Source organism: Sphingobium algorifonticola (assembly GCF_004005485.1).
Classification (GTDB): Bacteria; Pseudomonadota; Alphaproteobacteria; order Sphingomonadales; family Sphingomonadaceae; genus Sphingobium; species Sphingobium algorifonticola.
The window spans coordinates 718,551-734,602 of sequence record NZ_RZUL01000002.1; the positions used below are offsets into that span (position 1 = coordinate 718,551).

Annotated in this window: 12 protein-coding genes; 2 read left to right on the forward strand and 10 right to left on the reverse strand. The window is 64.7% G+C overall.

All coding sequences use genetic code 11. From position 1 onward, the window contains the following. The first annotated feature begins 2 nt into the window (after positions 1 to 2). Both tagH and ENE74_RS08540 read left to right on the forward strand, forming a co-directional pair. Positions 3 to 1,016: a type VI secretion system-associated FHA domain protein TagH gene (tagH, locus tag ENE74_RS08535; protein ID WP_127690418.1), complete on the forward strand. Its 1,014-nt coding sequence runs from the start codon at positions 3 to 5 to the stop codon at positions 1,014 to 1,016. After that, a complete protein-coding gene (locus tag ENE74_RS08540) occupies positions 1,013 to 1,756 on the forward strand; it encodes a PP2C family protein-serine/threonine phosphatase (protein ID WP_127690419.1) in 744 nt (247 codons plus the stop codon). Before tagH ends, ENE74_RS08540 begins: the two co-directional genes overlap by 4 nt. A 24-nt stretch (positions 1,757 to 1,780) precedes the next feature. On the opposite strand, the gene ENE74_RS08545 is transcribed toward ENE74_RS08540, so the two are convergent. The 10 genes from ENE74_RS08545 to ENE74_RS08590 all read right to left on the reverse strand — a co-directional run bounded on the left by ENE74_RS08545 (position 1,781) and on the right by ENE74_RS08590 (position 15,962). Further along, positions 1,781 to 4,261 carry a glycoside hydrolase family 3 protein gene (locus ENE74_RS08545; protein ID WP_127690420.1) on the reverse strand — a complete coding sequence of 827 codons (2,481 nt, stop codon included), beginning with the start codon at positions 4,259 to 4,261 and terminating at the stop codon, positions 1,781 to 1,783. A gap of 13 nt (positions 4,262 to 4,274) precedes the next feature. Further along, positions 4,275 to 5,594: a sugar MFS transporter gene (locus ENE74_RS08550; RefSeq protein ID WP_127690421.1), complete on the reverse strand. Its 1,320-nt coding sequence runs from the start codon at positions 5,592 to 5,594 to the stop codon at positions 4,275 to 4,277. Positions 5,595 to 5,618: 24 nt separating this feature from the next. Next, positions 5,619 to 7,862 carry a beta-glucosidase family protein gene (locus tag ENE74_RS08555; RefSeq protein WP_420902574.1) on the reverse strand — a complete coding sequence of 748 codons (2,244 nt, stop codon included), beginning with the start codon at positions 7,860 to 7,862 and terminating at the stop codon, positions 5,619 to 5,621. Between the two features lie 108 nt (positions 7,863 to 7,970). Next, positions 7,971 to 9,113, reverse strand: coding sequence for an MFS transporter (locus ENE74_RS08560; protein ID WP_338142984.1), 1,143 nt, complete (start codon positions 9,111 to 9,113; stop codon positions 7,971 to 7,973). A 46-nt stretch (positions 9,114 to 9,159) separates the two neighbouring features. Beyond that, on the reverse strand, positions 9,160 to 10,233 hold the full coding sequence (locus tag ENE74_RS08565; protein ID WP_127690424.1) for a LacI family DNA-binding transcriptional regulator: 1,074 nt from the start codon (positions 10,231 to 10,233) through the stop codon (positions 9,160 to 9,162). A gap of 4 nt (positions 10,234 to 10,237) precedes the next feature. Then, on the reverse strand, positions 10,238 to 11,173 hold the full coding sequence (locus ENE74_RS08570) for a glycoside hydrolase family 16 protein (RefSeq protein ID WP_127690425.1): 936 nt from the start codon (positions 11,171 to 11,173) through the stop codon (positions 10,238 to 10,240). After that, the gene (locus ENE74_RS08575) at positions 11,170 to 12,672 is read right to left on the reverse strand and encodes a tryptophan halogenase family protein (protein ID WP_127690426.1); all 1,503 of its coding nucleotides are present in this window, start codon (positions 12,670 to 12,672) and stop codon (positions 11,170 to 11,172) included. The genes ENE74_RS08570 and ENE74_RS08575 overlap by 4 nt, the downstream gene beginning before the upstream one ends. Further along, on the reverse strand, positions 12,669 to 13,727 hold the full coding sequence (locus ENE74_RS08580; RefSeq protein WP_241241891.1) for a cupin-like domain-containing protein: 1,059 nt from the start codon (positions 13,725 to 13,727) through the stop codon (positions 12,669 to 12,671). Before ENE74_RS08580 ends, ENE74_RS08575 begins: the two co-directional genes overlap by 4 nt. Then, a complete protein-coding gene (locus ENE74_RS08585) occupies positions 13,690 to 14,412 on the reverse strand; it encodes a SapC family protein (protein WP_127690428.1) in 723 nt (240 codons plus the stop codon). Before ENE74_RS08585 ends, ENE74_RS08580 begins: the two co-directional genes overlap by 38 nt. Beyond that, a complete protein-coding gene (locus ENE74_RS08590; RefSeq protein WP_127690429.1) occupies positions 14,409 to 15,962 on the reverse strand; it encodes a tryptophan halogenase family protein in 1,554 nt (517 codons plus the stop codon). Before ENE74_RS08590 ends, ENE74_RS08585 begins: the two co-directional genes overlap by 4 nt. Positions 15,963 to 16,052: the final 90 nt, after the last annotated feature.

Genomic DNA, 16,052 nt, shown 5'->3' on the forward strand with positions numbered 1-16,052 from the left:
CCATGTATATCTTCAAGCTGTTCGAGAAGGACCATCTGCATCAGCCGGTGGACGCACGTTTCCTGCAGGAGGGCACGCTGACCATCGGCCGCGACCCGCAGTCGGACTGGGTCGTCAATGACCCGGCGTGCGAGATATCGCGATCGCACTGCACGATCAGCACGGAATCGGGGATGCTCATTCTGCGGTGTTTCGGCGCCAATGGCGTTTTCGACGGCGCATCCGGCGAGCGGCTGCCGAACGATCAGGCGATCGAAATGGTGCTGCCGCACACGATAGGCTTTGGTCCCTACCTGCTCGTGGCCGATCATGCCGTGCAGGCGCGTTCGACCATGGAAGACGGCAAGACACTGATTCTCTCGCCGCCGCTTGGCTCCTCTATCGCTGTGCCGACCGAATGGTCCGATGACGTCAGCGATCAGGCGGGCAGTCGCAACGGGTCCCTGCTCGAAGCCTTCTGCGACGGTGCGGGCATCAGCGCGTCGGCCTTTTCAGCCGAAGACCCCGAAGAAATCATGCACCGGGCCGGGGCGGTCTATCGGCAGATGGTATTGGGTATCGGTGATCTGATGGCCGAACGCGAACGGGTGCGCGGACGCTATCAACTCGCGCGCACCACCATCGGCGGGGCTGATAACAATCCGTTCAAATGGGCACCGACGCAAAGGCTCGCGATCGACCTGCTGCTGCTGTCCGATCGCGGATTTCTGAGCGGCCCCTCGGCGCTCAAGGCCTCGTTTCGCGATATCAAGAAACATCTGATCGCAACGTTCGAAGGGCTGCGAGCGGCCCTGCGCCTTTCGGTCGAAACCTTCGATCCTGCACGGATCGAGGCAGCCGCGAGCGGACGGCAATCCCTGCTGAAGAGCCGCGCGGCGGCAAGCTGGGACATCGCCTGCGAACAACAGGCGCAACTGCTCGCCCAGATCGACGGCGGCGAGGACGGACCGCTGAACCATGCGTTCGTGCAGGCCTATGATGCCGCGGCTTCGCAGCTGGAGGCGCGCGAGGGATGATGCTGTTCCCCTCTTACCGCACACGTCGCTCCGCCCCGCTGACGGTTCAGTCCGTCTCGCGCAGCCATATCGGCAAGGTGCGCAGCGTGAACGAGGATCGCCTGCTCGATTGCGCTGACCGCACTCTGTGGGCGATCGCCGATGGCATGGGCGGCCACCAGCTCGGCGACAGGGCCGCGACCATCGTTGTCCGCGCGCTGGCGCAGCTCGTCGGGGCGGAAGGCCCGTTCGATAGCGCCAGCATTGCCGCAGCCCTGGACAGCGCCAATGGCGAGATCGCGGCGCTGGCCCGTGACGCCGGGCATATCTGCGGTTCGACTGTCGCTGCCCTTCATATCGCGGATCGGCGCTACACATTGTTCTGGGCGGGGGACAGCCGTGTCTACCGGCTGCGGGACCGGAAGCTCCAGCGGCTGACGCGCGATCACAGCGTCGTGCAGGAAATGACCGACGCGGGCCTGATCACCGAAGCGCAGGGGCGCAACCATCCCCAGGCCAACGTCATCACCCGGGCCATCGGCATCGATCGCGCGGTCCAGCTGGAAAGCGCAACCGGAAGCGTCCGGCCCGGCGATCTGTTTCTGCTATGCTCCGATGGCCTGTCTGCCCTGCTTTCCGACGACGTTCTGTGCGCGATGCTGGGAACGGGACTGGACGAGGCCGCCAGCCGTTTGCTGAACGCGGCGCTCGATAGCGGCGGACGCGACAATATCTCGCTGATCCTTGTCAGCCTGACCTGACGAGCCACCGCTCTCTGCCAGGGCTCAGCGCGCCGGGTCGCACTGCGTCGTGGCGGTGGGTATGTCGGCTACCGTGACGTCTGAGATAGCGATGGTGGTGCCTGCCGATGCGTCGATGCGGAAGGGGGTGCTGACAGCGGTCATGTCCACCCCGACCGTTGCGAAGCAATGCAGCGGGACAGTCAACCGGGTCCATTCCCCCGGTTTGGCTTGCGAAAGTGCGCGGGTGATGGGGACAGACCCCGTCTTGCCGTCGCTTGCCATCGCCAGCGTCACCGGACCAGCGGCCAGACGATCGACGCGATATTCCACGACGATGCTGAGCAGGGCATTGCTTTCGCGAGACAAATCGATCGGCCGGGGCGGTGTGATGGCGACATGGCCGGTCTCCCCCTGCCACAGGAACGACCGGGCATCTTCCTGCGCGCGCCGATCAACGCCTGCCTGCCGGACGCCTTCAGCATCCATGGTCCAGCCGAAAGGCACCTTGCCCGTACCGTAGAAGACACCGGGTACGCTTTCGGCCATGCCGGCCGGCCGTGTTTCGTCGAGAAGACCGACCTTTCCCGGTGCGGCGTAGGACAGGCCATAGCCAAAGGCAAACAGGGGATCATAGTCGGGATCGTGCCGGTTCAGCACATATTGATCGGGGCGCCTGGGCCATGAAAAGCTGAGCTTGCCTTGAAAGTCATGATGCACCGCGCCATCGGGGCGGGTGAACAGCACGTCTGCGATGCCGCCGCCCTCACTGCCCGGCAGAAAGGCCGCGACAAAGGCATCGGCCGCGTTCATTTCGGCATTGACCCATAGGGGCCGACCGGAAAGGAATACGGCGACGACCGGAATACCCGCCGCCTTCAACCGTTTGAGCATCGCAAGATCGGACTTGTCGCCCGGGCTGTACTCCAGATTGGGAATATCGCCCTTGAACTCGGCATAGGGCTTTTCGCCGAACACCAGGATCGCGGCATCGGGCCGCGCGGTAAAGCGGCCGTCCGGCGCGTAAGTCGCCGTGCCGCCAGCGGCCTGAACGGTTTGGGCGATGCCTTTCCAGATGGACGTCGCATTGGGAAAGATGTTGTTGGGCAGGTCCGCGCCCTGCCAGGTAATCGACCAGCCGCCCGCCTGCTGGCTGATGCTGTCGGCGGCCGATCCGGCAACCAGGATATTGGCGCTCGGCTTGAGCGGCAGCACCCCTTCATTCTTGAGCAGGACGAGCGATTTGCGCACCGCCTCTCGGGCGATGTCCCGGTGGGCAGGCGACCCGATGACATCGAACTGCCCGGCAACCACTCGCGAAGATGGACGGCCGCGATCGAACGTGCCTGCCCGAACCTTCGCACGCAGGATACGGCGGACGGCGTCGTTCAGCCGGTCCGTGCCGATGGTGCCGTCCTTTGCCTGCCGCAGCGTGTTCTCGTACAGTTGCTTCCAGCCGGAACCGGAATACATGAACATGTCCATTCCGGCGTTGATGGCCTGCGGGCAATCTTCGTTGCTGCACCCTTCGACCTGGCCGTGACTGTTCCAGTCGCCGACCACGAAGCCGTCGAAGCCCATCCGTTCCTTGAGAACATCGGTCAGCAAGCTCTTGTTGCCGTTCATCTTCTTGCCGTTCCAGCTCGAAAAGCTCACCATCACCGACTGGGTGCCTGCCTCGATCGCCGCAGGATAGCCGCCAAGGTGAATGTCCCGCAGTACGGCTTCGGGCACGCGCGTATCGCCCTGATCCCGGCCGCCGGTGCCGCCATCGCCCAGGAAATGCTTGGTCGTCGCAATCAGATGTTTGGGGGCCAGAAAATCCTTCGTGCCGACTTTTCCCTGCACGCCTTCGATCATCGCACCGGCATAATCGCGCGCGATCGCGGGTTCTTCACCATAGCTTTCATAGGTGCGGCCCCAGCGATCATCCTGCACCACCGCAAGCGTTGGCGCAAATGTCCAGTCCAGCCCGGCGGCGGCCGTTTCGAGCGCAGTGACTTCGCCGATCTTGCGGATCAGGTCGCGGTCGCGCGCCGCGCCCAGCCCGATATTGTGCGGAAACAGCGTCGCGCCAACGATGTTGTTGTTGCCGTGGACCGAATCCGTACCCCAGATGATGGGGATTTTCGGGCGACCGTCGCTTCGCTGCATGGATGCATCGTAAAAGGCGTCGGCAAGCTGGAGCCATTTCTCGGGCGGTGCGAAATCATCGTCATAAGGCCCGCTATTGCCACCGTTCAGGATCGAACCCAGCTTGTAGGTGACAATATCGTCCGGCTTGATGGAAGCGATATCGACCTGGATGAGCTGGCCCACCTTGTCCTCGATGGACATGGCCCGCAGCAGCGCCGTTACGCGCCGTTCGACAGCGGGGTCCCGTTTCGGCTGGGCGTTGACGCGCGGCCACAGGGCGGGATTGGCGACCGGCGAGAGCGATTGGGGCTGGGAGGGGGATTGCGCAGGCGCGCTCGTCCCCGCCGCCGCCGTGGCGATCGCAAGGGCGAGAGGCAGATATCGATTCATGACTATTCCCGGATCAGCATGAGGGTTCGAGATCGGTAGCCTGCGTCGGCGCCGTGACAGGCCGCGTTGCGAACAATCCGAACAGGAGGATGAGGAGATAGGCGAGCGCGGGGACGACAAGCGCCGCGCGCAGCGATGTGACATCCGACATCCACCCTGCAATCGGCGGCAGGATCGCGCCGCCGACGATGGCCATGCAGATGACGCCCGATCCTTCCGCAGCGCGGGGGCCAAGCCCTTCGCACGCGAGCGAGAATATCGTGGGAAACATGATCGCGTTGAACAGGCCGACGGCAATCAGCGCCCAGCCCGAGAGCAAGCCCGACGTTCCGGCCGACACAGCGAGCAGCAGGATTGCGCCTGCCGCGACGCAGGCCAAGACTTTGCCGGGCGAAAACAGGCGCAGCGCGGCCGACCCCAGGAAACGGCCGACCATCGCGCCGCCCCAATACCATGCAACCAGCTTTCCGGCCGATTCCTGGTCAACGCCCAGCGTATCGGGCTGAATCAGATAGAGGACCAGCAGGCTGCCGATCGTCACTTCCGCACCGACATAAAGGAAGATGCCAAGCGTGCCGAACCCGAACCGGGGACGGCGCAACAGCCCGAACGCTGCGGCAAAATGCAGCTTTTCTACGCGCTGTTCCTTCAATTTGTTGCGCTGCGACCACACAGCCAGTGCCACCAGAAGCAGGGCCAGCGCGATGCCGATATAGGTCTGGACGACGACGCGTGTTTCGTCCGCAAGAAACGCCGCCCGCGCAACACCGGTCAGCGTCCAGGGATCGACGGTTGCGAGGCTGCCGAGGATGAGGATCGCGCCGACGTAGGGAAACAGCGTCGTTCCCAGGGAATTGAAGGCCTGCGCGAAGGTCAGGCGGCTGGACGCGGTTTCGGGTCGGCCCAACATCGAAATCAGGGGGTTTGCAACCACCTGAACAATCGTGATGCCACTCGCCAGGACGAACAGCGCGCCTAGGAAAGCCGCAAACAGACCGGAAGCCGCCGCCGGCACGAACAGCAGGCATCCGGTCGCCATCGTCAACAGGCCGGCGACCGCGCTGCGCATGTAGCCGATGCGGTGGACGATGGCCGAAGCGGGGATGGACATCAGAAAATAGGCGGCAAAAAATGCCGACTGAATAAGCAGCGCCTGACCGTTGCTGAGGGTGAAAAGGTCCTTCAGCTTGGGAATGAGGACATCGTTGAGGCTGGTGATGCCCCCGAAGACGAAGAACAGGGCAAAGACGAATATCGTCAGCCCGCTGCCAGCGGCCGCCGCTGCGGACGGCTCCGCATTGGCGGAGGGGGGCGCAAGAGGTGCAAGGGCCATGGCTGCAATCCTTCCCTTGGCGGTTCAGGGCGCAACCGACAGCGCGTCGAGCGACGCGACGCCCGCGAGTGCGGTATCCCCGGCGAAACGGCCGATACGAATGCGATAGGTGCCCGCATCCCGTTTCCAACCATGCGCCTGTTCATCAAACCGGCCGATCACCCGCGGGTCGATGGTCAGCGTCACCCGGCGTTTTTCACCCGGCTGCAAATGCACTTTTTCGAATCCGGCCAGGCGAAAGGCCTTGGCCCCCGCCGCACTGGTCGCCTCGACGTAAACCTGGGGCACGTCCGCGCCTGCGCGCTGGCCGCTGTTGACGACGTCGAAGCCGACGACCAGATCACGGCCGCCACGGATCGTCAGTCCGCTATAGGCAAAGCGGGTGTAGCTGAGGCCGTAGCCAAAGGGGAACAACGGCCTGTGGCCCCGTGCCGCATACCAGCGATAGCCGACATCGGCACCCTCGTCATAATCGACGGCGAAGGGGGCGACGCCGCCGCTCATGCCGTAGACGGTCTTGTCGCCGGATTCCCGGCGAGCCTCGGCGGCGTGCAGCTCCGCCAGGCCCGCCGGTTCCGGTCGCGGGGCCTGATCGGCACGCACCGGAAAGGTGATGGGCAGGCGACCGGACGGATCGACTGCCCCGAAGAGGATATTGGCGATGGCTTCGCCGCCGCGCTGGCCGGGATACCAGGCCTGGACAATCGCGGGGACGCGATCGACCCAGGGCATCAGCACCGGCCCGCCACTTTCCACGACGACCAGCGTCTTGCGATTGGCATCGACGACGGCGTCGATCAGCGCATCCTGATGATCGGGCAGGGCCATATCGTCGGGGTCCTGCGCTTCGGTGCGCCAGGCGAGGGCAAAGACTATCGCGAGATCAGCGGCGCGGGCGGCGGCGGCCGCCTTCGCAGGGTCGCTCCCGTCGACATAGGTCACCTGGGCATCGGGTGCGAGCGCCTGGATGGCCTTGAGCGGCGAAGAGGCATGCCATGTGATCCGCGCGAAAGACGCGGCCGCGCCCTTGGTCAGCGGGATTTCGACCGGCGCGCCACCGACCGACCGGACCTGCGACGATCCGCCGCCGGACAACACGCCGACATCGGCATGGCCGCCAATCAGCACGATCCGGCGCGCGCTGCGGGCCAGCGGCAGCAGGCCGCCATCGTTCTTCAGCAGCACAATGCCTTCTTCCGCCGTCCGCTGGGCTATATTGGCGTTCGCGGCATAATCGATGGCCTGTGCAGTCTCGGGTGCCGGATTGTCCATAAGCCCGACGTCGATGATGCCGAAGACGATGCGCCGCACCATATCGTCGAGCCGTGCCATCGGAATCTGGCCCGCGTCGAGCGCCTCTGCGAACTTGCTGTCGAAAAACAGCGCGTCGTCCAGTTCCTGCCCGGAAGCCTGATCCAGGCCGTTGAGGGCCGCCTTGCGCGTGGAATGCACCGCGCCCCAGTCGGACATGACCCAGCCCTTGTACCCCCAATCTTTCTTCAGAACATCGTTCAGCAACCAGGCGTTCTCGCAGGCATAATCGCCGTTCACCTTGTTGTAGGCGCACATGACGGAGGCCGGGCGGCCCATTTCGATCGCGATCTGGAAGGCCAGAAGGTCACTTTCGCGCAGGGCCGCCTTGTCGATCCGGGCGTCGAGCACCGTGCGGCCGGTTTCCTGTGCGTTGAGCGCGAAATGCTTGATGGTCGAGACGATGTGATTGCTCTGCACACCGCGAATATGTGCGCCTGCCATCACGCCCGCGAGCCAGGGGTCTTCGCCCAGATATTCGAAGTTGCGCCCTGCCCATGGATCACGCGTCAGGTTTACGCCGCCCGCCAGAAGGACGTTGAAGGTCTTTGCCCGCGCCTCCGCGCCGATCATGGCCCCGCCCTGATAGGCAAGGGCAGGATTGAAGGTGGCGGCCGTGGCAATGCTGGCGGGCAGGGCGGTCGCCACGTCGCCTTTGCGCTGTTCGACCTGGTTGGCCACGCCAAGGCTGGCGTCGCTCTCCCGCAGGGTAGGGATGCCGAGGCGCGGGACACCGGGTATGTGCCCTGCGGACGGGATCATGGCGATCGGCGGCACCGGCTTGGCAAGCGGAGGGAAATATCCGTGGATCAGGCGCAGCTTTTCTTCGCGCGTCATCGCCTTCACCAGCGCGTCGGCGCGCTCTTCTGCGCTTTGCTGGCGCGGCGTGGCGGGTGCCGATGTCTGCGCCGTTGCCGTCGGCAGGGCGCAAAGGCCGACGATCAGGCCAGCCAGCAAAGAATGTCGCGCAACGGAGGCCACGAGTAACCCTAATTATGTGAACGTTCTCATTTGGCTAACATGGAGTTTTGCGGAACTCAAGCCACTTCTCCCGTAATCGTCCGGTTATGCTGGCGGGGGTTGCGACCCTGCGAGCAGCACCGCCGCACCCGTTGCAAGCAGCGCAAGGACGGCAAACAGGGCGGGGAACCCCAAGGCGGGCACGAGGGAGAGCGTCAGCGATGGCATGAACAGCGACGGAAGGGTGTTGGTCAGATTGAAAATCCCCAGATCGCGTCCGCGCCGGTTGCCGTCCGGCAGAACACGCAATGTCTGCGCGCTGTGCAACGCGAGAAATATATTGGTCGCCAGACCGAACAGAACATAGCCCAGGATCGCGCCGGTGACGCTGGACGCGAGGGCCATGACCGTCAGCCCGATCGCGGCCAACACCGCAGCGTAGCGCAACGGGGCGATCGGGCGGTTGCGCCGATCGGCCCATCGCCCGGCCAGCAGCGCGCATGGTGCCGCGAGGAACAGGACGACCGCCAGAATGCGCGCCGCGCTCGCGTCACCAAGGCCCGGATCGACGCTGCGAAACCACAGATAGAGATATGCGAACAGGGCGGCTTCGGAAATCTGCACGAGGAACCGCGCGCACCACATGCGTGTCGTGCCGGTGCGTATCCCGGCGTGGTGCCACGGTCTGGTGTGCGCCTCCGTCTGCCCCTTGGTCTGTCCGCCTGTACCGGATTGGCCCAGAAGCAGCAGCGGCAGGATACATACTGCCGTGAAAGCGGCGACGATGGCAAAGCGCGTCGGCGGGTCGGCAAGGCCCGGCACGGTCACGAGCGCGCCTGTCAGCGCCCCCGTCGCGGGCGCAAAGGCCAGCAGGCCGCCAAGTTGCCCCTTGAGACCATCCGGCACGCAATCCGCCGCCCATGCAGCCAGCGGCGCGATCATCATGTTCAGCCCGATCTGCCACGCGACCACCAGGAAGATGAGCGAAGCGAGGCCGCGCGCATGCGGAATGGCAAGCAACAGCAGTGCGGAAAGGAGCAGACCGGTGGCGACCCAGTTCCGCCGGTTGCGTGTGATGTCGCTCAGCCAGCCGAACAGGATATTGGCGACACTGGCGGCGCAAGCCCCGACAAATGTGATGGCGGCAAGCCAGTGCACTGACCGGTCGTCGGCCAGCCCATCGACATGGACTGGAAGAAGGATCGTGAGGAGCGGGGTATAGGCAATGCTGACGCCGGCCCATGCCAAGGCGTACAGCAACAGGAATCGGCGATCACTTGTGGGTGCGGCGCGATCAGGCGGCATGGACGGGGGGCGCTGTCGATGCGCGTTCGACAAGCCCCATCGGTATCACCACAGGCCCAGGCAAGGCGGCAGGATCGCGCTGCGACTGGATCAGCAGGCGAACCGCGGTGGCGGTGGTTTCGGCGATCGGCTGGTCCACCGCCGTCAGCGGTGGCGTGGTGAAGCGCACCAGCGGCGTGTTGTCGAAACTGACGAGAGAAAGATCGTACGGGATATCCAGACTGCGTTCGCGCGCCGCTTCGATCGTCGCCAACGCCATCTGGTCGTTGCTGGCGATGATCGCGGTCGGCCGGTCGATTGGCGCAAGCAGGGCCTGTGCCGCGCGAAAGCCCGACGCATAGCTGAAATCCCCGGCTTGCAGCAGGCCGTCGCTGGCCGCACCTGCATCGGCCATTTCGGCGCGCCAGCCATCGACGCGCCGACCGGCCAGCCGATATTCCTCCGGTCCCGAGATGAAGCCTATGCGGCGATGCCCCAGGTCGAGCAGGTGCCGGGTGGCAAGCCTGGCCGCGCCTTCGTCGTCCATCGACACGCGGATGCCATCGGCCGTGCCCCCGTGCTTGTCGTCCTGCGCCCCGATCCGCGCATAGGGGACGTGATGGCGCGCCAATATCGCCAGAATATGCGGATTGTCGGAATGCGGGGGTGTCAGGATCGCGCCATCGGGTTGCAGCGCGGACAAGGCCGCGCCCAGTTCCCGCGCGAGATGATCGGCATGCGTGTCGACGAGTTCGAAGATCAGGCGATAGCCATGCTCGGCGCATTCCAGCATGCCGCCCAGCAACATCTGGTCTACCCAGTCCGTACCTTGCCGCGCGCGCCAGTCGGCGATGGTGCGTTCCCGGTCGTTGAGGGCGAGGATCAGATAGGATCGCGATCCGCTCATCCGCTGCGCGGCGATGGACGGCACATAGCCCAAGCGATCGATCGACGCCTTTACCCGCTCGCGCATCTCCGGCCGGACATTGGGTTCGTCGTTGATGACGCGGCTGACCGTTTGCAGCGAGACGCCCGCATCCGCCGCAACATGCTTTATGGTAACCGCCAGTCGCCGTCGCGCCATCGTTTCACTGTCCGCCCGATTGCCTTGCGCCGGTCCCGCCGGGGCCTTTTTCCCAGATGCGGACCCAGTCGATCTGCATGGACTTGGGAAAGTCCGACGGATCGACCCCGCCGCTGTTGCGTCCTTCGGGCAAGTGGCCGCCGATAGCAAGGTTCAGGATCAGGTGAAACGGACGGTCGAACGGTGCGCCGGACTTGTCGGTTCCCAGGCTGTGCCACTCGTGGGGGACGCGCTTCTGATAGGCATGGCCATCCACGCGCCATACGATGCCGTCCTTGTCCCATTCGATTTCGTAGATGTGGAAACCGTCCGGGCTTTCGGGAAGGGCCATCTCCTCACCGATATAGCGGTTGCGCGGCGGCTCTCCCCCGAAATGGATGGTGCCCAGAACCCGGTTTTCTATACCGCCCGCGCATTGCGGGCAGGGCGTGCCCAGATTGACGGCTTCCATGATGTCGATCTCGCCCGATCGTGCCCATGCACCATAATCCCATCCTTCCGGCAGCATCCATATCGCGGGCCAGGTGCCTTGGCCCTGCGGCAACTTCGCGCGTATCTGCATCCGGCCGTAAAGCCAGCTTGCCTTGCCGTTTGTCGACAGACGCGCGGAGGTGAATGGCTTGGTCGCGCGCGCGCTCTGTGCCTCGGCCGTGATACGCTGGTCAGCGGGATAGGCCGGGCCGCTGTGGCTCTCGTGGCGCGCCGTGATCGTCAACACGCCATCGGCAACGCCATGGTTGCGGGGGTCGGGCGTGTAGCACTGGCGCTCGTTGTTCCCGCCGCCCCAGCAATCGTCGGCAAGAGTCCATTTGGTGCTGTCGAGGGCAACACCATCGAACGCGTCGGCAAAGACAAGGTGCCAGTTCTTGTCCGTGGCTGCGGTCGCGCCGGTCGGCATCGCCATCCATAACACTATCGGAAGACCGAAAGCCCCCCTCATGCGGCGATCGGTGCCTGCGCATTGCAATAGCGCGCGATATAGTCGGCATGGCTGGGCATCGCATCAACGGTGCGCGCCACCTGATCCCGCAGGGACTGGAGCAGATGCGCCAGCTCCTCCGGTCGCAATTTCGCGGCGACCGGATGATAGCTCTGCGGCAGGATGCCCTGTCCCATCATCACCTGCACCCAGCTGTTTTCGGCGAAAAGCTCCTCATTCTTGCGGAACACGCGGCCGGTTTCGCGGAACAGCGCGAGCCTGTGGGTCAGGCTGTCCGGCACCGCCATGGCCGCGCAGTGGCGCCAGAACGGGCTGTCCCGGCGATCGGTCACCTTGTAATGCAGAATCAGGAAATCGCGTATCTGGACCATGTCGGTCATCTGCTGATCGTTGAACTCGTCGATATCCCGAACGCTGACAGGCCCGGCAGGCAACATGCGCAGGATGCGCAGCACGGCGCGCTGGATGAGGTGAATCGACGTGGATTCCAGCGGCTCGAGAAAACCGGCGGACAAGCCGACGGCCACGCAGTTGCGATGCCATTGCCGCCGCCGCGCACCCGTCTGAAACCGGATCGGATTGGGGCGAACGAGTGCCTCGCCCTCGATCGTCGCGAGCAGCCGTTCGAGCGCGGCGTCCGGTTCCATGAAGGCGCTGCAATAGACGATGCCATTGCCTTGCCGGTGCTGTAGCGGGATGCGCCATTGCCAGCCTGCTTCATGCGCGATCGCGCGGGTATAGGGCACGGGCGGCCGCACACTGGCGGTCTGGATCGCGACGGCCCCGTCACAGGGCAGCCAGTGGGTCCAGTCGTCATAGCCTGCGTGCAGGGCGCCTTCGATCAGAAGCGCCCGAAAACCGGTGCAGTCGATGAACAGATCGCCTTCGATACGGCGGTCGCCTTCGAGCAGCAGCGCGGCAATATCGCCGGTCTCGCTATCGAGTTCGACATGCGCGATGCGCCCCTCGACCCGCACCGTGCCGTCACTTTCCGCCATGCCGCGCAAGAACCGGGCATAAAGGGCTGAATCGAGCTGATAGGCGTAGTTCGTCCGGTCGTCGGGCAGATGCGCGAACCGTCCCGCTTCGGCCGCTTTCAGTTCGAGGCAATAGTCGCCATAGGCATGCGCCATGCCCTGATCCCGCCCGTGCAGCCAGAAATGCTGGAAACCCGCCGACCAGTGATCCTTCCCCGTTCCGCCGAAACTGTGGAAATAGCTTTCACCCGCCACCCGCCAGTTTTCAAAATTGATCCCCAGCTTGAACGTTGCCTGCGTGGCACGCATGAAAGCGGCTTCGTCGATCCCGAGAATACGGTTGTAGGCGACGAGCGGCGGTATGGTGCTTTCGCCGACCCCGATGGTGCCGATCTGATCGCTCTCGATCAGCGTCACCTGCGCCACCGGCCCCAAGGTGCGGGCGATGGCGGCGGCGGTCATCCATCCGGCGGTGCCACCCCCGGCAATGACGATGCGGCGTGGCAGGTGCGGTTGCGTCATTGGGATAGGCTCCTCAACAGAAACTGATGGAGGCGCTGGGCGCTGTGTGCATCGAGCGGCGCAAGGACGCCCTGTGCCTGCGGATCGATATGCGCGCGTGCCGCCGCCCCGCCGGAAAAGACATAATGATCGAACATGGCCTGCCAGTTGGCCCGCTCCGTCGCCGGAAGATCGCGGATCGTCATCATGGCGTGCAGCAGCGCATTATGCGGCTGACCCAGAAACCGGGGCGTTTCGCGCCACCAGTAGTTTACCAGAACGTTGAACGTATCGAGCGCCTCGACATGATGATACCAGGACGAGGGAATGAACAGCGCGTCGCCGGGGGCCAGATCGGCTCTCTGCGCCACCGTGAGCGCATCGCGAAAGCGCGGATGCGCGGCATGATCGGGTGCGGCGAAATCGACCATGGACACCGGACGTCCCGCAGGTGTGATATCGACCGGGCCGAGATAGAGATTGGCGAACTGGTCGGGCGGAAACAGGATGAAGCGCCGACGCCCCACCGCGCAGCAGGCGAGATTGTCGGGAAAATCATTGTGCGCGGCTATGCGGGTGGCGTTGCCGATCCAGATCGACGCAAGCGGATCACGCGCGCCCAGATCGAGAGGATTGGCAACGTCCAACCCGGCGAAAAACTGCTTGATGTCAATCGAACCGAGGTAGACCGTGGGCACCTGCGCGGCATCACGCTCCTCCGCCTTGTCGAACCCCGCAAAAATGTCGGGCAGGCGCCCTTTGCCCATGCGGAAGTTGACCGCCATGGCCGCGTCGTAGAACAGCCGCCCGCCAACATCCGGGTTGGCCATGGAGAGCACGAACTCGCGGTCGCGGGCATGGGCCAGCAGATGGGATCGTGCGGCCCGTGCAGATTCCTGCCCCGCCTGGACGAGCGGCCAGTGGCGCACCAATCCGCGCAGGATGAACGGCTCGGCCGCATCGCGCAGCAGGCCGTCCAGCGACGTCGCGTCGTGCGCTGCGACTTCGCGCACGGCGGGCAACGCCGGAAAGCTGGTATCAGCCACCACCGACCCGGCGGTTCTTGCGCGCGACAAGCGCCGTCAACTGCGCAAGCGACGCCACCGCCATGAACAGCGGCATCAGATGGCCTGCACTGTGCAGGTCGGCAAGCGTCGCGCCATCGAGGACGCGCAGCCTGTCCTCGTTCACGATATGGAACCCTACGAGACTGTTGTTCGATCCGTCGGTCAGCGGAACGTCAAGGCGGAACGGCTCCAGCAGATCATGCCGCGTAAGCGCGGTAAAAAAGCTTTCGCTCGCCCGGAACGCATCGTCCAGATCGCCAAGCTGTTGCGCAATGTCGTCCAGCAGCGGCGTAGGCTGCCCCGCGTTCGTGAACAGCCTCACCCCCGCCGTGCCGTCTGTGACGATCCGGGGGCTGTCGAGATCGACATGCACCTGGGCGGGGGACGCATCATCGCGTGACCGCCCGATCAGGAACGGCTTTACGGCCTGCGCCAGCGGCTTGTACGCGGCGTCCCAGCGATCCTCTTCGAGAAACAGATTTTCGCCATTCTCAAACCCGAACAGCGCGACGGCGGAAAAAGCGGCGCTTTGCAGATCACGCCGGAACAGAATCGGGAAATCTGCCTGCGCTCGCCGGAACTCGGCGGGCATCAGCAGACAAGCCATGACGTCATCCCCGAGGGCCGCCGAACTTTCCATCCGCACCCGCAAATCCCGGTGGGCGAGGGAATCGAGGATCTGGTGATTGCTCATGAGGCGCTACGCACGCCTGCGCCCGGTGCCTGCTGTGCCGTGGCGGCCAGGCACAGGCGATGGTCGGGCAGGGCAGCCAGCATCGCCCGGCTGCGCTGTGCGACATCGGCGATCGCGCGCCGCGCGGCAGGCGCGGGGGGCGGCAGATACCGGGGCAGCGGAAAATCCATGCCGTAGAGAATGTACGCGTGGCTGGCGGCGGAAAAAATCTCGTCGACGTGCGGAAAGTCCCATGCGGACGGCGGCTGGTCCCGCCATAGCGCGATCAGCGCGGCGAGCCGGGGCGGCAGGCTGTCGGTCGCCCGTTGCGCCTGCCAATAAGGTTCGGGACGCTGCGAGAGAACGTAATGCAGCTTCAGAAACTCGACGACCCGGTCCCATCTGTACCGGAACAGGGTGTTGAACCTGTCGGCCAGGAACGGCATGGCAGCGCGGCTGCGCGGGAAGTTTTCGGTCAACGCCCGCAACGACAATTCGATCATGACGATAGCCGATGCTTCAAGCGGTTCGAGGAAGCCTGCGGACAGGCCTATCGCGATGCAGTTGCCCTGCCAGAAGCGTTCGCGATGCCCGGTGGGGAACAGGATACGGCGTGGCGAAAGCGATTGCCCGGTCGCACCCGGCACGTTCGCCAAGACGTAATCGCGCAACACAGCTTCCGCCTCGTCGTCGGCCATGAAGCGGGAGGCATAGATGCAGCCTATGCCGCGTCGTTCCGGCAGGCCGATGTCCCACAGCCAGCCCGCCGCATGAGCGGTGGCGATCGTGGCGCTCGCAATCGCGCTGTCGGGCAGGACCGGGACCTGGACGGCCATCGCCCGGTCGTTCAGCAGCATGTCGCTGCGATCCATGAAGGGGACGTTCAGGGTCCCGCCGATCAGCAAGGCAGCATGACCGGAACAGTCGATGAAGAAATCACCCGAGATGGTGCCGTGGGACACACCGTGCAGCGCTGCGATACCACCGCGTTCGTCGGGGATTACCTCGCCGATGCGGTCGGCAATATGAATCACCCCCAGCCTTGTCGTTGCATGCTCGCGCAACAGGGCCGCGAACCGCACGGCGTCGAGATGATACCCATAGTTGAGCGCGCCCGCAAAGTCCGGCATGGCAGTCTGGCGGGGCGCGAGGCGCATGTCGACGACTGCCTGTTGGGCGTTTGCCGCCGCGGCGAAGGATTGGCCGCTGTCCCTGTCCCAGGCGGCCAGCAGTGCCGCCAGATCATCGCCCGCCGGTGGCGTGAATGGATGCAGATAGCTATCGTCGGCCGCGCCCGAAACCCAGCCGTCGAAACGCGAACCCTGTTTGAACGCGCCGCCGCAGGCCGCCAGGAATGTCGCTTCGTCCAGACCGATGGTCTGCAACGTGCCGCGCATCGTCGGCCAGGTTCCTTCGCCCACGCCAACAGTCGGAATGTCCGGCGCTTCCACGATCGTGATGGAAAGGCCAAGCCCGCGTCGGATGTTTTCGGCGGCCAGCACACAGGCCGACAGCCACCCGGCCGTACCACCGCCAAGGATGACGACGCGCTTTGTCTGTTCCTCCTCCATGGCCCAGCGCCTTCCTTCCAACCCGGATGGGTGCGGGGAAGGCCGTACCGCATCGGGCACGGCCTTGTCCCACTCCTCCGGGCAGCGATC